This is a genomic window from Micromonospora sp. NBC_01405 (assembly GCF_045040155.1).
In the GTDB taxonomy this organism is placed as follows: domain Bacteria; phylum Actinomycetota; class Actinomycetes; order Mycobacteriales; family Micromonosporaceae; genus Micromonospora.
In genome coordinates, this window is record NZ_CP109532.1 from 7,211,173 (window position 1) to 7,230,484 (window position 19,312).

Consider the following 19,312-nt stretch of genomic DNA (forward strand, 5'->3'; position numbering starts at 1 on the left):
GCCCGCTTGCCTTCGGCCAGGACAGCGTCGTTGGCGGTGTTCCACGCGACCCCGAGTCCCTCGGCGACCCTCGCGACGGTCAGGTGCTGACACACGATCGCCTCGAGTGCCCACCGCAGCCCGCGACGCGACAGCTTCGCTCGCGGCTCAGCCGCGAGGCTGGTGTCCTGGCGCCACACGTGACCGCAACCGGTACACCGGTAGCGGCGCACGGTCACCACGAGGGTCGTCGGCCGCCAGCCCAGCGGCTCGTGGGCAAGCTCCCGGGTCACGGTGTCGCGCGGTATGCCTTTGCAACCACAGCGACGGCACCACTGGTCCGGTTCGACGACCCGGCATGCCAGCACCGCACGGTCGGGCTTGAGTCGTTGGCCGGTGACGGCCAGGCCGAGCTCATCGAGCCGGCAGAACTTGGTCAGGTCAGGGCAGGCAAAGGCAGCGTCAGACAAGTCGAGGTGTGCCAATCTGGAAGACCACGACTTCCATGCCGGGGCAGCGATGCACAAACGCAGCCGGAGGCCCGATCTCGTGTCACCGCCGCAGCGGACTTCTTCGCGTACCCACTCAGATCGGTCATCGGCGCACCCGATAGCGCAGGTGAAGCACCCGGTTGCCCTGAACAACTACGTCTGGGCCTTCCAACAGGTGCTGCGCGTCGACGGACCCGAAGTAGCGCTTGCCGGAGCCCAGCACGACGGGTGCGACGTCCATGCGTACCTCGTCGACCAAACCTGCGGCGAGCATCTGGCCGCCGACGTCGCCGGCGGCCACCTCGACAGTGCGGTCACCCGCAAGCTCTCGCGCCTTGGCCCCGGCTGCCTCGATGCCGTCGACAAAGTGGAAGGGCGCCTGGGGGTCCCAGCCCTCGGGCGCACCACGGTGACTCACGACGACCACATGGTCGATCCCACTCGGAGGCGTCCCATCCCAGCCGTCTGTGATGTCAAAGACGTGACGGCCGGCGATCGTCACACCGATCTCGTCCCAGTACGGCCGGATGTGGTCGTAGGACGCCTGCGACACCTTCAGAACGCCACCGCCGTCCAACGGCACGTCACCGCTGACCAGCCACTCGAATATCGGACCGGGATCGTCGTTCTCAGCTGCGATGAAACCATCCACCGAAACCGACGCGTTCATGACCACTTTGCCCATGGATTCCTCCTCTGTTGGGAGTCCCCAGTCTTGTGCGGCGTGAGCTGTCGCTCTTGTACGAAATCAATCGGCTGGCAGCGGCCAGCCGCCCAGTGCGTGGCCAGGATGGTCGCGCAGGAATCGCCGCCGGACTTCGACGTACCTGGTCGGCGTGAGACCGGTGAACTCCCGGAACTCGCGCACGAAGTGGGCCTGGTCGAAGTAGCCCGCGTCGGCGGCAACGTCTCCCCAGTCGATCGGTGCAGCGACGTCGATCGCCAACACGGTGGAGGTGAAGCGGTAGCTGCGAGCCAGCCGTTTCGGCGTGACACCGACGACGGTCTTGAACCGCTTCGCCAAGTACGTGCTGCTGGCGCGGGCCGCCACACCGATGTCGCTGATTGGCACTGTCCCGCCTGTCGCCGCGATCGCGCTGCTCACTTGGCGGACCAGGTCAAGACCGTCGATCGCCCGCAGCCGTCGCACCAGTTCCTCTTCGAGTAACATCAGCATCTTGTGCGGTGCGTCTGCCAAGGTCAGTCGGCGTCGCAACTCAGCGATAGCGGGCTGGCCCCAGATCTGCTCGACCGTCGCCGGTCGGTCGCACAGCTCGGCCGCGGGCATCGGAAGGAACGGTGCCAGCCCCCACGGCTTGAAGTGGACGCCGACGGACCGGGTCGGGGTTGGGTAGCTGAACTCCCACGCGCGGGTGGGCGTGGTGACCGCGCAGCCGTCGGCGTACTCCACGGCTTCTACGTCGGTGCCTGCGCGGATGAGAAACGGCGCCCCGAGGTTGACGATAAGCAATGGCGCAGGCGCCGCCGGCAGCATCAACCGGGAGTACGGCGGGGCGCCCTCCAGGTAGTAGAGGTCGTCGATCAGCCCGTCCAGCGGCGGACCGGGCACCCTGGACACATACTCCACGCCGACATCATCGCCGACGGCCCCCATCCGGCATCACGCGCCGCCGCCAGCATCGAGCCGGCGCCGATCACTGACGCGCGCCCCGGCGCATTTCGGTCTCCAACTACACCCCAAGTTGTGAAGAGCCGGATTGGTCAGCCCGGATGGAACTGTCGGCGCTGGACCACAACGAGCTCATCGCGAGCACGGGCTGCGGCTACGTAAACCAGTGACCGGGCAGGCAGCTCGGCGTCGTGCCGCTCGATGTCATCCAGGCCGCCGAGCCTGGCCTTTTCGACAGCTGATTGGAATCGACGTCGGCGAGTACGACATTGGCGAACTCCATGTTTTTTTGCCCTGTGCAGGGTCACCACGAGCACCCGACCTTCCGCCGGGCGATCGCGGTCGACGGCTCGTGCCCGCACGCCGCGCTCATTGAGCGCGTTGACAACTCGTTCACGCTGGAACTCGTCGTGTACGAGAACGGCGATCATCTCGGGGTTCACCCCGCCGTCGAGCCAGGAACGGATACGGTCAGCGATCGTGTCGAGTTCGGCGACGAGCGACTCTACGTTTCCCACCGCCGGTATCGGCCCCGATCGAGCCGAGCGGCAGCCGGTGGCCTCCGCCTGCTTTTCGAGGTCGACGAGGTCGCCGCCGTCGAGCACCGCCAACGCGTAGCGCAGGTTCTGCACGGTAGTGCGGTAGTTGAGGGTGAGCCGCTGGTTGTTGAAGTGGTCGCTGTGTTCGTTGACTACGGCCAGGGCGTGCCGCTCGCTGTAGATCGGCACGTGGTCGGTGCGCTCTTCGCGGAGGCGGCGTGCCCTGGTCGCCGAGGGGCGGACGACCTGTTCATCGCGGAGGACTCCCACCAGCGCATCTACGGCAATCGGATCCTCTTGGGCCGACATAGCATAAAATTGTCGGCCGCTCGCAGCGACCACACCAAGGCTGACAGCAGCGACCACCCAACCACGACCCAGCCACCAAAATCCCCTGACAAGCCCGTACGGCGCCGACGACGGCTCGCTGGGCGTGATCAACGAATACCACCGGCAGCCTGAGCCGATCTTCAAAACACCAGGTCAAGGCCGTCGAGCCAGTTTTGGCACGGCACAGGGCTCAGCTGAGCATTTCCCACGCCCAGCCAAACCCATTTGATCACGTCACTCGACTTGACGAGACTCGCCGCGCCTCTCAGGGCCCTCCCGATATTGGTCAAATATCGTGCACGCCCAATATTCAGGTTCCTCATGACCGATAAGGTCATCTGACCCAATTTCAACCGATGCCCAATGTTCGTTGAGAATGGCCAACGCGTCTGGGCTCGATATCCCATATATCCGCACCATCTCCTCAACGATCGACGAGACATACTCCCGCATGTCGTCGACGACGGGGAAGGCGAACTCGAATCTGTCCGTCACCTTAACCAACCAACCTTAGGAGCGCGGCCGCAGCGCCCGTGTGGAACGACAACTGCTGACCTATGAGCACTGGGGACTTCCCGCGCTTGAACGGCCCCACATTCGCAACCATCGGGCCTTGAACCCAATCAAATCCGTGCATGGGCGCCGAGCCGGTCCGTTGTCCGCGAACAAATTGATTATACGCGGCACCACCGTCGCCAGGGAAATCCAAACCGTTCAAGCCGTTAAGCGCCGAGCGGCTCGCCCGAAAATGAAGTACAGATCCATTCTTGCCATACCTACGTGCAGCCCAGTCCTCGGCCTGCGCCCTGCCGGTTGTTGTATAGAAGCCCTGCCCAAAGTCCTTATCCGGATTGGCGTACTGCGTATCCACGCCATTCTTTCGAATATTGTCTGCACCACCCGAACTTGTTCCATGGTATAGGTCGATCAGGTCATCGTCGCCATCACCGCAGTTGTGGACGAGGACTAGCTGGTCACCGGCGAGTACATAGTACGTGTGGATGTCGGCGACGGTGAGGTCGTGCATCCGTTGGTTGCCGGTGAAGTTGTGTACTGCGGTGACCGTGACCTGGCTGCCGGGTCCGCCGCCGCCCATGCCGGCGCCGGTGCCGTCGCCTTCGAGGCGTTTGTTGTCGTGGACCAGCAGGCGGTGTCCGGCCTTGAGCTGGCCTGCGTTGACCCAGTGTTGTTCGGTCGCGTCCCAGAAGGGGTGGTTCTGGGTGGTCTTGAGGACTGTCTTTTTGCCCGACTTCGTGTCGCGGACGGTGACGTCGGTCAGGTCCCGGTCCTGGTTGATGTGGAGCTGGGTGACGCGTTTCGCCTCGGTCTTGCCGCTCTCCGGTTCGGTTGCCGCTACCTCGTCGCCGATGCTGAGGTCGGAGATGGGTCGGCTGCTGCCGTCGGCCAGCAGAACCCGGGTGGACGGGGCGAAGCTGTGGCAGCCCGCCTCCTGCCTTCGGGCCGGACCCGGGGCGGACGAGTTCCCGCCGGAGGATCGGCTGGACGCCCGTGCGAGCGAGCCGCCGCTGCCTCCGCTCTTCGTGGCTGCGGCTCGGGCCGAGGAGCCGCCGCCGGCCTTCACCGCGCTACCGCCCGGCATCCGGCTGCCGAGGCTGGGCATACGGCTGGCCGCGCCGCCGAGCGCCTTGGTGCCGATAGCACCGCCGAATCGTCCGAGTCCCGCTGACAGGGCGCCGTCGAGGCCGCCTTCGATCATGGAGCCGGCGAGGCCGCTCCAGGAGAAGTCCTCGTCGCCGCGGGAGACGTCGACCATGAAGCCGGTTCCTGCGGCGAGCGCGCCGGCTGCGGCGCCGGCGAGGAGGAGGCAGCCGACGCCGGTGGCGCAGAGGGCGCCCACGGCGACGGTGGCGACCAGGCCCGCGGCTACGGTCGGGGACTGTCTCGCCCGGTGGGGCAGGCGAGGAGGTCGACGCGACCGCCGCCCGCCGTCGGGTCGCGGAGTCGCATCGGCAGGCGAAAGCGACGCTGACGGAGTTGGCGTCCCGACCCGCAGCCGTCGCAGAGGCGAACGGGCCACAGTTAGGCCGATCCGGCAGCGGACGGAACAGCAACCCCTTGATTCCTCGTTCCGCGCAGCGCACGGCGAGTCACCCAAATCAGACCATCTGGTCATGCCCATAGCGCTAAATACCGGCTTTGCCACCTTACCCAGGACCACAAAAAGACGATCACCGTGACCGCTTGGTCACAGTAATCGTCCAATGTGCTCATTGCGAGCGTCTATCTCACCAGCTCAAACCGTCGGGACGGCCGGATTCGAACCGACGACCCCTTGACCCCCAGGACGCTTCGTCACACGTCCACGCACGTCACGCACGCTATTCCAAGATCAGGCCGTGCGGTCGACGTCGTGCCGCGCACCATCGCGCAGGCCGTGTGGTCCCTACTTGGTCCCCGGGACGCCGACACGCTCGATGACCAGCGCACGGTTTAGGAAGTGTGAACACGGCTAGGAATCGCGCGGCAGTAACCTGGCTTGACCTGCGCTGCCACGCTGGCCCCCACGTCCAGGAGCTGACCGCCGTTGACCGCCGTGGCCCACCCCAACGGACACGCGACCGGCACGTGAGCACGGGTCGACTGTCAGCTCGGGAATCGCAACGAGATCGGCTACGAAAGCAGCCGGACGCCTGCTCAACGCGGTCCCGCGCGGCCTGGTTTGGCCCCCGATAACACCACCTTGTGGCCCATGGATGGCCCGGCCTGTCCTCCAATCCGTAGCTCGGCGAGGCGGTCCGAACTCGTGCCTTGCAGTGTCGATGTCGGCGTCGGCCTCTACTCGTCTAGGGCTGGACGTCGTTGGAAAGGTTGATCCGGATCTCCGTGTTGCGGTATCCGGCGCGACCGAAAGCGGCCGCCATAGGCGCGTTGCCCAGGTCGGTGGTGGCGGTGATGCGCGACTCCCCGTTTGCCGCGTGAAGGCGGGTGATCTCGACGAGCACCTCGTCCACGTAACCGCGCCCGCGGAACTCGGGCACCACCCCGAGATAGCCGACGTTCACGCTGTACGGCGTCGCGGAGGGAATCGCCATGCCCGCCACCTCGCCCTCGCGCGTGTATGCGATCCGCCACCACTCCCGCTTGCCCGGTGCCCTGAGGTAAAAGTCCATCTCTTCGCGCGCGGTCGCGTCCACGCCCTTGGCGACCAGGCTCGCACGGGTCTGGGCATCCAGGCTGCCTTCGGCGATTCTCTTAAACACCGCGAGGAACTCCTCGTCGGAGGCCTCGGCGAACCGCAGCCTGCCAGCCGCGGGGGGCACCCCGTCGGCGGGTGCCCACTCGAACTGCAGCCGCTCCACCTCCCGGGTGAGGCCCACCGCGTGCGCCGCCGCCCGCCGCCACTCCACGGCCGCCGAGGTGGCCGGATCCTCGCGCCAGCCACGGGCGACCTTGATCTCGTACTGCACCGGCTCCGGGAACCCGGCCAGCGCGGCCCTGATCAGCTCGGCGGCAACGGCGGCACGGTCGCCCACGGCAGGATCCACGTCGAGGCAGTCGAGCGCGACCGGATGCGGGCTGCCCTTCGGCCCCCACCACGATGCCCGTCCCACGACTTGGCCGTCGTGCTCGGCAATCCATGTCCATTCCGGCCGATACATGTCCTCGGCCAGTTCGGCCAGGTAACGGTCGGCGGGGATCCACCCAACGGGCTCGGTCACGATCCACGAGGTCACGCGATCGAGGTCCGCGGGGGCGGTAGCGCGGTAGGAGATCACGTGCAGAGGCTAGCGAAGCTCCGCACCATGATTCGCAGGGGCCGAGGCTCAGACCGCCAACGTCAGCACGGTGGCCAGCGCGGCGGTGGTGCCCATGGTGTTGAAAGTGGCGGTGCTGCTGGCGACGGTAGAAGCGGATCTCCTCGTCGGGCAGTCTCCGACCGTCCAGCCTCCCGGGACGGGGACAAGGTGGAGAGCCTCACCAGCCGAACGACCTTGGCCCCGTCCTGTGAGGCTGGTAGCCCTTGTGGTGCCCCGCGAGGTGATCCGCACCCGGCTGATCTCTGAAGAGGGCCGGGGTTCGGGGCGGAGCCCCGAGGTCTTCACGGTCTGGCAATCCCGACGTGTGGCAGCCGGCCCGGCCGATGCCGGCCGGAGGTCGCCAGCAGGCCGGGGCCGGCCCGGCGCGGCCCCTTGCGGGCCGCCTTGATCCAAAGAACAAGCAATTCGGCAAATGACCCAGGGTAGGGACCTGAAACTTGACCAACGGTCAAGCAGCGCCAGGCCCGCTCCAACTTGACCAATCTTGGTCCCCAGAACGCCGGAAGGGCCGACCCGATGTCCGAATCAGCCCTCTGACCTGCGTCGGGACGGCCGGATTCGAACCGACGACCCCTTGACCCCCAGTGAACTAGCCGGGCCACCGGAAGCTGCTGGCCGGTGTTAGCTCGTGCCTGTACATGCAGGTCGGGGCCGGTTAATCGTTTGGGGCATGCCAATTGATACCCGGCCTTCTCCGACCGTCCGTGAGACGGTGGTGAGATATCACGGCGTTCCGGCTCGCGGGAGGGTTGCGTCCAGGGAAGTGGTGTACGACTTGCCCGTGATGGGCGTGTTGCGTAGATGAGAGACGGCCACCGCGCGATCCTTCGAGACGGCAAAGTCCGAGTGAAGGAGAGTGATGCGCGATGGCCGCATCTGAGAGTGTGAACCCTGTTGACCTGCTGTGCGAGCAGATCGCGGGCGCGTCGCCGGATCTGTTGCAGGCGATGATCAAGACGTTCGCGCAGGCGGTGATGTCCGCCGAGGCGGATGCGGTCTGCGGTGCGTCGTATGGGCAGCGCAGCGAGGACCGCGTCAACTCGCGTAACGGTTACCGGGTGCGAGAGTGGGACACCCGCGCGGGCACGATCGATCTGGCGGTGCCGAAGCTGCGTAGCGGTTCGTACTTCCCGGACTGGTTGCTGACCCATCGCCGGCGGGCCGAGCAGGCCTTGGTCTCGGTGGTGGCGACGTCGTACCTGCTCGGGGTGTCGACCCGCCGGGTGGAGAAGCTGGTCGAGCAGCTCGGCGTCAGGCAGCTGTCCAAGTCGCAGGTGTCGGAGATGGCCACACACCTGGATGCCCAGGTTGAGGCGTTCCGCAGCCGGCCTCTCGACGCGGGGCACTATCCGTTTGTGTGGATGGACGCGTTGACGATGAAGGTCCGCGAGCACGGGCGGACGGTCAACGTCCACGCCCTGGTCGCGGTCGGGGTCAACGCCGACGGTCAACGTGAAGTCCTCGGCTTGGACGTCGCCTCCGACGAGGACGGCGCGGGCTGGCTGGCGTTCCTACGCAGCCTGACCGCCCGTGGCCTGACCGGCGTCCAGCTTGTCATCTCCGATGCCCACCGCGGTCTCGTCGGCGCGATCGGCGCCGCGCTGCCCGGCGCCGCCTGGCAGCGCTGCCGAACCCACTACCTGCGTAACCTGCTCACGAAGGTCCCGAAATCGGCACAGCCATGGATCGCCACCCTTGTCCGGACGATCTTCGACCAGCCCGACGCTGATGCGGTCCGAGCCCAGTTCGACCGAGTCGTGACCACGATCGAGGCGAGGTTCCCGGCCGCCGCCGACCACCTCGCCGACGCCCGAGAGGACCTCCTGGCCTTCACCGGGTTCCCCCGTGAGATCTGGCGTCAGATCTGGTCGAACAATCCGCAGGAACGGCTGAACAAGGAGATCCGCCGCCGCACCGACGTCGTCGGAATCTTCCCCAACCGGGCGGCGATCATCCGACTCGTCGGCGCCGTCCTCACCGAACAGACCGACGAATGGACCGAAGGCCGCCGCTACATGGGCCTGGAAATCCTCGCCAAAGCCCGCCTCGTCATCGTCGAACCAGACCAACACGACGTCGAGCACACCGACCCGGCCCCGATCGCCGCATAGCATCAAACCGGATCCCGCGATGGCCGTCTCCTACACCACCAGCGCGGACGTGACCGGAGATGGTCGCGTCGGCCAGAAGCCTCGACTCGGTGGTCACACCCGTTTGACCACCGATACGTCATACCACGCAGATATGCCGGAGAAGCGTGTCCGAGGGGCGATCGATATCGGATCCCAAACGGAACGATGCCAATGGTGGAAATCGTCATTTGACCCTGGTCGACAGACGCAGCCCCTTACGAACGCCGTACCCGCGCTGACCTGCACCGGGTAACCCGCCGAGCCGGCCGTGCCCGTCGCTACTGCGGCGGGCGTACGCCGCCGTGCAGCCGCAGCCAGCCGCTGCGCACCGTTGGCGGGGTGCCGGGGAAGCGGGCGGCCCCGTCGGCCGGGGATGATGTCGAAGGTGGTGACGCCGGCGCCGTCCCGTTCCGACCAGGACCAGGTGCCGTCGACCTGCGGAGGCCGGGCGAGCACGATCGCGGGCCCTGCGGCCGAGGGTTGCAGGTCGGTCAGCAGCGGGCCGAAGCGGACGGTCAGCGCCATCGCCGCCATCGCGTCGGCGACCAGGCGTTGCGGCAGGGTCAGGGTCGTCACCGGCAGGATGTCGGTGACCAGGTGGACGGGCAGCCGGGGGTCCATCAGCATGACGAGGTCGGTGCGGGACGCGTCATCGAACCTGACCGCCGGGAACGAGTCCGGGCCGATCGGCCGGACGTAGTCGGTGGTCAGGCCGGACGGCCGGTAGGCCGCCTGGAAGTGCCCGGCGTCCGGGCCGGAAAGGTAGCCGATCAGGCCGTCGCCGCGCAGCGCGGCGTCGCCGACCCGCACCGGGAAGGCGTGGGCGGGCACCGGGGACGGGACCGGGTCGAAGGTGTGCGGCCACTGCGGGTCGGTGCGCGGCGGCCGGGCGGACCTGCCGTGCAGCGTGGCGCAGACCAGGGCGAGCGGGCGGCCGGCCAGGGCTGCCAGGTAGGTCTCGTCGCCGCCGCCGGGCGGGTCGATGGCCCACAGTGTGGCGTCGACCGTGCGCAGCAGGTCGGCGAAGGCCGCCGGGCCGGCGACGGTCAGGCCGCGCAGGAAGCCGGCCAGCACCGGGAAGGGCCCGGTGAGCGAGTCGAGGGTGGGACAGGTCGAGTCCGGGGCGGGCAGCCACGAGATCTGCGGCCCGGTCAGGCCGGCCGTCTCGGTCAGCTCGCCCAGGGCGGCGCCGTCCGGGGCGTAGCAGGCGACGGCCTCGTCGAGCGGGCTGGGCACGATCCAGGCGCACACCACGTCGGCGGCGGCCGAAGCGTCCTCGCCCGGTCGGCTTGGTCGACCGGGTCCGGTCGGTGCGAAGCCGACGTCTAGCCGTGCCGGCTCCAGCAGCCGCGGCGGCAGCTGGATGAACGTCGCCACCCCAGTGCCGATCGACTGCTGCGGCACCAGCCCCTCCGCGATCGTCGGGGTGAGCGCGCGAGCGAGACTTATGTCGTACACGTCGATGCTCTGCCCGAACCGGTCGACCACCCTGACCTGTGCGAAGGCGAACTGGCCGGCGCGCAGGGCCTGGAATCCACCGGGCTCGGGCGGGCCGTAGGTCACCGGCCCGTCGACCATCGGCATCGCGACACCGCCGCCGCCGATCAGCTCGGCGATGCTCAGGCCGGTCGCCAGCGCTGCGGCAGGATCGCCGGCAGGGTCCCGGTCACGCCGTACCCGGCCGCCATGAGCCGCTCGGCGGCGATGGTCAGCTCGGCCGTCGCCCCTGGCAGCCCCACCCGCGACCTCGACGGCGTGGGCCGGGTCGAGGAGGTACGCCTCCGCCTGAAGGGCGACGAACGCCGCCGCCACCGGGACCCCGCCGTGCTGGCCGGTGAGGGGCACGATCCCCGGCGCGCCCGCGATGTCGCTCGCGTGCACCGGGATCTGCACTCCGGACGGCGGGGTCGGGCCGGGCGCCGAGCCGTCCGGCAGCCGGCCGTCCGGTCCGCCCAGCGGCAGGGTCAGCGTCGTGATCAGCTGGTCGGCGAAGCGGCACGGCAACAGCCCGTCCGCGCCGGCGCCGAAGTTCTCGTCGAACGTGCCCGCCCGTACCCCACGATCACCACCACCGGGTCGGCCGCGCTGCGGAACGACGGCAGGTCGGCGCGCTTGAGCACGGTGCGCGGGGCAGCGGGTGCCGCGCGGTGTAGGCGTCCATCGCGGCCGCCAACTCCTGCTGCGAGGCACCCCACGGCACGTCCGCCCGGGCCCGCTCGACCTCCCGGCGCAGCGCCGCGACGCGGCCGGCCAGGCTCTCCGGCCGGCCGGGGTCGAGCTCCGCGGCGACCGGGCGTCGGTCAGGCCCTCGGGACGGTACTGCAGGGCGTTGTACCGGCCGCGCTTCCACCACAGCTCGTACAGCTCGCGTTGCAGCGCGGCCAACCGGCGGGCGGCGAGATCGTAGCGGGCCTGCGCCCCGTTCAGCTCGGCGAGCCAGTCCGGGTCGGCGGTGCTCGGCTCGGCCGGCGGCCCGTCGCCGTCGGGCTGCGCCGCGACCACCTGCCACACCGATCCGCCGGGGCGCGCCGTGAACCAGGCGTCGTGGATGCGGGTGGCGAGCAGCGCCGGGCCGTCCGGATCGTCGAGGGTGTGCAGCAGGTCGTACTGGAAGGCTTCGAGCAGATCCGGGTCGAGTCCGGCGTCGGGCTGCCGGGCGGCCCGCTCGCGGATGAGGGCGGACACGGCGTCGACGGAGGTGTTGCCGACGGCCAGCGCGGCCGGGGCCGGGCGCGGCGCGGTGAACGTCCGCGAGTAGGTCAGGGCGCGGATCGCGCCGTGGCAGACGGTCGTGCCGGCGACGCGCCCGGCCGGGTCCGGGCCGGCGGACCAGCCCAGCTCGGCCAGCCGGGCGGCGAGGCCGGCGGGTTGCCGTGCCGGGGCCAGGATGTCCGACGCGGGGTCGGCGTACCAGCCGACGACCACATAGGACAGTGTCGACCGTCCTCGACGTCGTCCGCCGGGTCGTGCAGCGAGAACACCCCGACGGCGTGCGGCTGATAGGCGGCGAACATGATGTTGCCGGGCGCGACCGCAGTCAGGAACGGCGCCGGACGCTCGGCCGGCTCGCGCCAGCCGGCCAGGGGCAGCACCCGGCCGATCCGGGTCGGCGTCGGCGTCCGGGCCGCCGGGTCGAGGTACGGCGAGGCTCCGTCCGGGCCGAGGTGGTCGCTCTCGACGACCCACCCGCGGGTCCGGACCCGGTCGCCGGGCGCCCGATCCGCTCGCGTTGCGCTGCGGGCCACCAGCCAGCGGTTAGGCGCCAGCGGATATGCCGTCGTGCCGTCCGCCGCGTCGTGGTGCCCGGTGCGCATCGCGGCGGGCAGGACCCACTGCAGGTGCACCCCGTCGCTGTCCGCGTCACCGGCCCAGTCCAGCCCGGGCTCGGCGAACGCGTCGGGCTCGGGCGAGTCGAAGCCGGGCAGCCGGGTGTAGTCCATCCGCCACCGCCGGAAGCCCTGAGCGCGCACATCGGGGTTGACCTGGAGGGCCTGAAGCTGGATCGGGACCAGCAGGGTGGTGTCCACCGGGCTCACGTCTCTCTCGGCGCTGGGGCCGTGTGGTGGAAGGTGAGCTGATGCGCCGACGCGAGAAGTTCTGTGGCGAACAGAGCGGGACCCATCGATACCGTGGTGCCGGGCAGTAGTTTCCCCAGCCGGGCCTGCAGGGCGTCGGCGAGGTCTCGCACCCGCAAAACCGACGGATCGCCCGGGCGGGTGAAGGCGGCGTGTAGGCCGGGCTGACCGGCGGCCGGGAACCGGGCGTTCAGCTCGGTGCCGTCGGGCCGGCGCAGAACCAGCCCGCCACCGCCACCTTGGCCATTGCCCTCGCCACCGCCGTCGCCGAAGCCGAAGTGCAGGCCGTGCCAGGGTTCGGTCAGCGTCACCGTGTCCGGCACGCTGTCGAAGAGCGCCACCAGCACGGTGTCGGACAGCCGGTCCAGCCGCAGCAGCGGCACCGGCCGGCCGCTGGCGCTGGCCTCGACGGCCAGGCCCGGCCAGCCGGCGACCACGGCCGAGCGCAGCAGCAGTCCCGTGCGCTGCTGTGGCAGGGGGATGGCATCGGGGCCGGGGTCGGGACGGTCCGGCCTGCCGGGGATGTCCGGCAGGCCCCAGGTGCCGGGCGGCCCCTGCGGTGTGGTCGGGGTGGGCGGCGTGGCCAGGCCGGCCGCCGCGGAGGCACCGGTCCCGGCGGCCTCGGCCCCGCCGGTGGGTACCGCCAGGTCCGGCCGGTTCCGGTGGTCCGCGCGTACCGCACCCACCTTCGCCGCAACGATCTCGACCAGCGGCCGGCTCATCGCCTGGTGCAGCTCCAGGTCGCGGCTGCGCGACACCGTCGGCGTGTCATCCACCGCCTCCAACCGCTACAGTAGTCACACACCGTCACACCTGGTTACCGAGAACAGCTCAGTGTGTTGCCTTGACTCTTTGAATCTAAGCTACCGGCCGTTACTGACAAAGGCTCAATGGGAAGCGTCTTGGAGAGCCCTCTACGACGAATTCCGTTCGCTCCACAGCGCAACCTCACCCCCAGGCATGCAGGTCACTCGCCTTTCCTTCGGCCCCACAAGACCCCAGGCCTCGTACTCGGCATGCGGAGCAACAGTCAGTTCCGCACCGCTCCCAAATGCAACTAGTAGATTCCCTACGCTCCCCACTTCAGCGGAAGTGACGATTTCACGCACTAGTCGCGCCAGGTAGATGGCGGTTTTCCCTGGAGATTCTGGGTCGAACTTCACCATGTCGCCAGCAGGCGTTTTGATGATCGACTCGGTCTCGATGCGCAGTTCACAGTCCTCACTGGTAAGGATCGTGACACTGGCATCGAAGCAGACCCGGGTTACCGACTGGCCTCCCAAGTTGAGATCCACTTCTACCATCCATTCGGCAGCGAATATGTTCCGTCGGGATTCATTGGAATGTGCGTTTCGGCCTTCGAGCCCGGCTTTCCATTGAGTCCGATCGGCTGACCATGCCTGTTATAAAAGCGTACATACCCATTCGGATACATGCTCGTCGGGTTCATAGTGCGAACCATGTCCGCGTTCCCCGTTGATCCAGGAGCCTGCCACACACTACCCTTTCCATTATAAGCCGTTCTCGCTGTCCAGTCATCGCCGACTCCTGCAGGACGATGAGGACCGAGTTTTGAAGCAACCTTGGTCCCGTTTGTCGCGCCTTCCGCAGCGAGAAGGCCGCCACCTATTCTAGCTGCCCACATGCCGGTGAGCAGCGCAACACCGTTGAAGATGGTCCAGGCGCAGGCTTCGCGGGCGCCTGTTGCCGCACAGTAGTAGAGGTCATCTACCCCGAGAAGCCCTTCGGCGGCGACCTCAGCGTTTTGCCATCCTTGGTAGACGGGCTGAAGGACCCATTCGGGGTTGTCGACGGTCTTGGCGTCTAGTTCGTCGAGGCCGGCCTTGACTTTGTCGAGGAGGTTCTCGGTTTTTCGTTTGGCTTTGGTCTTTTCATGGTTCTTGCGGGCGCTGATCCAGTCGTCATCGCCACAACGGCCGTCGCAGCCGTCGTTGTCGCCCTTGACGGAGACGTAGTTGCCGTGCAAGTCCTCATAATCGGCGCCAGCGCCGCAGCGGTCGTCGGAGCAGGCTTTGAGGCCGCTGGGGTCGGCCAAGTTGATGGGGCTGTTGTTGCTGTATGCGTAGGCGTTCCACTGCTGTGGATCAGCGAGATCCATGATCGGATCGACGCTGATGAACCGGCCGAGGCCTGGGTCGTACTCACGGGCACCGAGATGGGTAAGTCCACTGGGGTCGTTGTCGCCGCCGACGAAGCCCTTCGGGTTGGCCCAGGGGACCTGGGATCCGCGCGGGTTGCCGAAAGGGGTCTGGTAACGACGGGTTCCGACCCAGTAAAAGTGCATCTCGACAGTCGCAACCCTGGCCGGAATCGGCGTATTTAGCCCCGGGATCGTGTCTGGTTCACTTTCACCCGACATCGACGTACATGGCGTCCGCCGAGCCGTCGCCCCGGCACCGTACGCCTGCTGAATGACCGAACGGCGACCCTATCCGTCCGACCTGTCCGACGCCCGGTGGGCCCTGATCGCACCCCGCCTGACCGCCTGGCGACAGGCCCGCACCGACGCCGGCGTCAGCGGCCGCGCCCCCACCCACGACCTCCGCGACATCTTCAACGCCATCCTGTACGTCAACCGCACCGGCATCGCCTGGCGCTACCTGCCCCACGACTTCCCACCCCACGCGACCGTCTACGGCTACTTCGCCGCCTGGAGCAAGGCAGGCATCTTCACCGAACTGAACTACCAGCTCACCGGCCTCGTACGCGACCACCACGGCCGCACGATCGAACCCACCGCGACCATCATGGACAGCCAGAGCGTGAAAACCTCCACCAACGTCCCACTGCCCACACAGGGCATCGACGCCGGGAAAAAGATCGTCGGCCGTAAACGCGGCATCATCACCGACACCCTCGGCCTACTCCTCGCCGTCATCGTCACCGCCGCCAGTACCAGCGACAACACCATCGGCATGAACCTGCTCGACCAAGCCACCACCACCTACCCCACCCTGACCAAGACCTGGGTCGACGCCGGCTTCAAGAACCGCGTCGTCGAACACGGCGCCCAACTCGGTGTCGACGTCGAGATCGTCACCAAGGACCCACAGGTCAAGGGCTTCAGCGTGATCAAACGCCGATGGGTCGTCGAACGCACCCTCGGCTGGCTCATGCACCACCGACGGCTCGTACGCGACTACGAAGCCCGACCCGACAACTCCGCCAGCATGATCACCATCGCCATGGTCGACAACCTCGCCAAACGCCTCACCGCCGAAACCAACCCAACCTGGCGATACAGCTAAACCCGCATAACCGGCAAAATACGTGAGTGAGACGTCATCTTATAGGACGGCTTGCTCGTCAGGCCGACCTTACGCAGGCCATCAGCGTAAAGGATCCTCGCACCCTGTTGCAGCCTCCTTGAGAATCGCGGCTTGCGCGTCCCAGTCCGGCCCAAAAGCAAGCAAGTCCGAAGCAGCTTCCCTTAAGAGCTCAGCATCGCTGGGCCGTTGGAGACAGGCTAAGCGATACGCAAGATTCCGAGCCCAGGGAGGCAGCCCCATCCAATCCTTGGCCAGGATCTCGCGCAACATGGCCGTGATCTCATCAGCTGAGGCAAAAGTGATGCTCTCCACAAATTCCCGAGCCGCTTCAGGCTCTCTGGAGCTATCGCCGGCGTCGAGCACGTTGGCGAATTCCCGCGCGGTAGTCATTAAATCAGACATGTCCTCACCTCCTTAGTTCCAACTATGATTCCAGTAGGTACTCACCCGGAGGGCACCGTCCGGCGTTTGAGCCACACGATATCCGATGTTAGCGCCGCCAACCCTGACGAAGCCCTGATGAGGGTCACCTACGCCGGCACGTGGGATCACACCACCGCCGGACCTATATGGGCTCATCACAGATGAGGGTGTAGTTGAGGTCTGAAGCCGCCGGTCTCGAGCAGGGATCGGGCGATGTAGTTGGTGAGATTGCGGAAGCCGAGGGCGGAGCCACGCAGGTGCTCGAGCCTGCCGTTGATGGCCTCCGTCGGTCCGTTGGACGTTCCAGGTCGGTCGAAGTAGGCCAGCACGTCGGCCGCGCGCTTCTTCAGCGTTCGACCGAGTGTGATGACCTCGGTGAGGGGCTTCGGCACGCCGTGGCTGATCGAGTCGATGAGCTTGACCATCAGCTCGCGGCCACGACCCCGGTCCTGCTCGCGGTAGGCCTCGATCATCCGCTGGTAGATCCCCCAGGTGGCCTCGACCTCGACATGGGCATCGTCGGCGAACAGGGCGGCGAGCCGGTCGGTCTGCTTGTCGGTGAGCAGGTCGGCGCCGGTGTGCAGGGTCCGGCGGGCGGAGTAGAGCGGGTCATTCTTCATCCCGCGGTGGCCGTGGATGGCCTGCTGGACCCGGCGGCGACACCGGTCGAGGGCGTCGCCGGCCAAGCGGACCACGTGGAAGGGATCCATCACCGCAACCGCGTCGGGGAGTTCCTCGGCGGTGGCGGTCTTGAAGCCGGTGAACCCGTCCATCGCCACCACCTCCACCCCGTCGCGCCACGTCTGGTCACGGTCGGCGAGCCAGGACTTGAACGCCTGCTTTGAGCGGCCCTCGACCATGTCCAGCAGCCGAGCGGGTCCGGTGCCGTCACGGATGCCGGTCAGGTCGATGATCACGGTGACGTACTTGTCGCCGCGGCGGGTGTGGCGCCACACGTGCTCGTCGACCCCAATCGCGGCCACGCCGTCGAACCGGGTGGCGTCGTTGATCAGCACCCGCTTGCCTTCGGCCAGGACAGCGTCGTTGGCGGTGTTCCACGCGACCCCGAGTCCCTCGGCGACCCTCGCGACGGTCAGGTGCTGACACACGATCGCCTCGAGTGCCCACCGCAGCCCGCGACGCGACAGCTTCGCTCGCGGCTCAGCCGCGAGGCTGGTGTCCTGGCGCCACACGTGACCGCAACCGGTACACCGGTAGCGGCGCACGGTCACCACGAGGGTCGTCGGCCGCCAGCCCAGCGGCTCGTGGGCAAGCTCCCGGGTCACGGTGTCGCGCGGTATGCCTTTGCAACCACAGCGACGGCACCACTGGTCCGGTTCGACGACCCGGCATGCCAGCACCGCACGGTCGGGCTTGAGTCGTTGGCCGGTGACGGCCAGGCCGAGCTCATCGAGCCGGCAGAACTTGGTCAGGTCAGGGCAGGCAAAGGCAGCGTCAGACAAGTCGAGGTGTGCCAATCTGGAAGACCACGACTTCCATGCCGGGGCAGCGATGCACAAACGCAGCCGGAGGCCCGATCTCGTGTCACCGCCGCAGCGGACTTCTTCGCGTACCCACTCAGATCGGTCATCGGCGCACCCGATAGCGCAGGTGAAGCACCCGGTTGCCCTGAACAACTACGTCTGGGCCTTCCAACAGGTGCTGCGCGTCGACGGACCCGAAGTAGCGCTTGCCGGAGCCCAGCACGACGGGTGCGACGTCCATGCGTACCTCGTCGACCAAACCTGCGGCGAGCATCTGGCCGCCGACGTCGCCGGCGGCCACCTCGACAGTGCGGTCACCCGCAAGCTCTCGCGCCTTGGCCCCGGCTGCCTCGATGCCGTCGACAAAGTGGAAGGGCGCCTGGGGGTCCCAGCCCTCGGGCGCACCACGGTGACTCACGACGACCACATGGTCGATCCCACTCGGAGGCGTCCCATCCCAGCCGTCTGTGATGTCAAAGACGTGACGGCCGGCGATCGTCACACCGATCTCGTCCCAGTACGGCCGGATGTGGTCGTAGGACGCCTGCGACACCTTCAGAACGCCACCGCCGTCCAACGGCACGTCACCGCTGACCAGCCACTCGAATATCGGACCGGGATCGTCGTTCTCAGCTGCGATGAAACCATCCACCGAAACCGACGCGTTCATGACCACTTTGCCCATGGATTCCTCCTCTGTTGGGAGTCCCCAGTCTTGTGCGGCGTGAGCTGTCGCTCTTGTACGAAATCAATCGGCTGGCAGCGGCCAGCCGCCCAGTGCGTGGCCAGGATGGTCGCGCAGGAATCGCCGCCGGACTTCGACGTACCTGGTCGGCGTGAGACCGGTGAACTCCCGGAACTCGCGCACGAAGTGGGCCTGGTCGAAGTAGCCCGCGTCGGCGGCAACGTCTCCCCAGTCGATCGGTGCAGCGACGTCGATCGCCAACACGGTGGAGGTGAAGCGGTAGCTGCGAGCCAGCCGTTTCGGCGTGACACCGACGACGGTCTTGAACCGCTTCGCCAAGTACGTGCTGCTGGCGCGGGCCGCCACACCGATGTCGCTGATTGGCACTGTCCCGCCTGTCGCCGCGATCGCGCTGCTCACTTGGCGGACCAGGTCAAGACCGTCGATCGCCCGCAGCCGTCGCACCAGTTCCTCTTCGAGTAACATCAGCATCTTGTGCGGTGCGTCTGCCAAGGTCAGTCGGCGTCGCAACTCAGCGATAGCGGGCTGGCCCCAGATCTGCTCGACCGTCGCCGGTCGGTCGCACAGCTCGGCCGCGGGCATCGGAAGGAACGGTGCCAGCCCCCACGGCTTGAAGTGGACGCCGACGGACCGGGTCGGGGTTGGGTAGCTGAACTCCCACGCGCGGGTGGGCGTGGTGACCGCGCAGCCGTCGGCGTACTCCACGGCTTCTACGTCGGTGCCTGCGCGGATGAGAAACGGCGCCCCGAGGTTGACGATAAGCAATGGCGCAGGCGCCGCCGGCAGCATCAACCGGGAGTACGGCGGGGCGCCCTCCAGGTAGTAGAGGTCGTCGATCAGCCCGTCCAGCGGCGGACCGGGCACCCTGGACACATACTCCACGCCGACATCATCGCCGACGGCCCCCATCCGGCATCACGCGCCGCCGCCAGCATCGAGCCGGCGCCGATCACT

The 19,312-nt window shown here is 67.6% G+C and carries 15 protein-coding genes and 1 pseudogene; 2 read left to right on the plus strand and 14 right to left on the minus strand.

The window, feature by feature from the left end; all coding sequences use genetic code 11:
• Positions 1 to 2: 2 nt before the first annotated feature.
• The 6 genes and pseudogenes from OG559_RS30845 to OG559_RS30870 all read right to left on the minus strand — a co-directional run.
• Positions 3 to 449 (minus strand): annotated as a pseudogene (locus OG559_RS30845) (ISL3 family transposase); the annotation flags it as partial.
• Between the two features lie 124 nt (positions 450 to 573).
• Entirely contained in the window at positions 574 to 1,155 is a 582-nt protein-coding gene (locus OG559_RS30850; protein WP_405110598.1) for a dihydrofolate reductase family protein, read from the minus strand.
• Positions 1,156 to 1,218: 63 nt separating this feature from the next.
• Positions 1,219 to 2,058, minus strand: coding sequence for a helix-turn-helix domain-containing protein (locus OG559_RS30855; protein ID WP_405110595.1), 840 nt, complete (start codon positions 2,056 to 2,058; stop codon positions 1,219 to 1,221).
• Between the two features lie 134 nt (positions 2,059 to 2,192).
• A complete protein-coding gene (locus OG559_RS30860) occupies positions 2,193 to 2,948 on the minus strand; it encodes a hypothetical protein (RefSeq protein ID WP_405117135.1) in 756 nt (251 codons plus the stop codon).
• A gap of 517 nt (positions 2,949 to 3,465) precedes the next feature.
• On the minus strand, positions 3,466 to 4,827 hold the full coding sequence (locus OG559_RS30865; protein ID WP_405110604.1) for a polymorphic toxin-type HINT domain-containing protein: 1,362 nt from the start codon (positions 4,825 to 4,827) through the stop codon (positions 3,466 to 3,468).
• Positions 4,828 to 5,773: 946 nt separating this feature from the next.
• A complete protein-coding gene (locus OG559_RS30870) occupies positions 5,774 to 6,706 on the minus strand; it encodes a GNAT family N-acetyltransferase (protein ID WP_405110607.1) in 933 nt (310 codons plus the stop codon).
• Between the two features lie 908 nt (positions 6,707 to 7,614).
• Between OG559_RS30870 and OG559_RS30875 the strand changes: the two genes are divergently transcribed.
• The gene (locus OG559_RS30875; protein ID WP_405110610.1) at positions 7,615 to 8,859 is read left to right on the plus strand and encodes an IS256 family transposase; all 1,245 of its coding nucleotides are present in this window, start codon (positions 7,615 to 7,617) and stop codon (positions 8,857 to 8,859) included.
• A gap of 93 nt (positions 8,860 to 8,952) precedes the next feature.
• Here OG559_RS30875 and OG559_RS30880 read toward each other — a convergent pair whose 3' ends face one another.
• The 4 genes from OG559_RS30880 to OG559_RS30895 all read right to left on the minus strand — a co-directional run bounded on the left by OG559_RS30880 (position 8,953) and on the right by OG559_RS30895 (position 14,835).
• Complete coding sequence (locus OG559_RS30880) at positions 8,953 to 11,805, minus strand: hypothetical protein (protein ID WP_405110613.1); 2,853 nt, start codon at positions 11,803 to 11,805, stop codon at positions 8,953 to 8,955.
• 607 nt (positions 11,806 to 12,412) lie between these two features.
• Positions 12,413 to 13,231 carry a hypothetical protein gene (locus tag OG559_RS30885; RefSeq protein WP_405110614.1) on the minus strand — a complete coding sequence of 273 codons (819 nt, stop codon included), beginning with the start codon at positions 13,229 to 13,231 and terminating at the stop codon, positions 12,413 to 12,415.
• Positions 13,232 to 13,369: 138 nt separating this feature from the next.
• The gene (locus OG559_RS30890) at positions 13,370 to 13,750 is read right to left on the minus strand and encodes a DUF6188 family protein (RefSeq protein ID WP_405110617.1); all 381 of its coding nucleotides are present in this window, start codon (positions 13,748 to 13,750) and stop codon (positions 13,370 to 13,372) included.
• A 2-nt stretch (positions 13,751 to 13,752) separates the two neighbouring features.
• Positions 13,753 to 14,835 (minus strand): RHS repeat-associated core domain-containing protein, encoded by a 1,083-nt coding sequence (locus tag OG559_RS30895; protein WP_405110619.1) that lies wholly within the window; start codon positions 14,833 to 14,835, stop codon positions 13,753 to 13,755.
• A gap of 52 nt (positions 14,836 to 14,887) precedes the next feature.
• On the opposite strand from OG559_RS30895, the gene OG559_RS30900 reads away from it, so the two are divergent.
• Entirely contained in the window at positions 14,888 to 15,724 is an 837-nt protein-coding gene (locus OG559_RS30900) for an IS5 family transposase (RefSeq protein WP_405110622.1), read from the plus strand.
• Between the two features lie 81 nt (positions 15,725 to 15,805).
• On the opposite strand, the gene OG559_RS30905 is transcribed toward OG559_RS30900, so the two are convergent.
• The 4 genes from OG559_RS30905 to OG559_RS30920 form a co-directional block, all read right to left on the minus strand.
• Complete coding sequence (locus OG559_RS30905; protein WP_405110625.1) at positions 15,806 to 16,147, minus strand: hypothetical protein; 342 nt, start codon at positions 16,145 to 16,147, stop codon at positions 15,806 to 15,808.
• A gap of 176 nt (positions 16,148 to 16,323) precedes the next feature.
• Entirely contained in the window at positions 16,324 to 17,631 is a 1,308-nt protein-coding gene (locus OG559_RS30910; protein WP_405110601.1) for an ISL3 family transposase, read from the minus strand.
• Positions 17,632 to 17,755: 124 nt separating this feature from the next.
• Positions 17,756 to 18,337, minus strand: coding sequence for a dihydrofolate reductase family protein (locus OG559_RS30915; protein WP_405110598.1), 582 nt, complete (start codon positions 18,335 to 18,337; stop codon positions 17,756 to 17,758).
• 63 nt (positions 18,338 to 18,400) lie between these two features.
• Entirely contained in the window at positions 18,401 to 19,240 is an 840-nt protein-coding gene (locus OG559_RS30920) for a helix-turn-helix domain-containing protein (protein WP_405110595.1), read from the minus strand.
• Positions 19,241 to 19,312 lie beyond the last annotated feature (72 nt).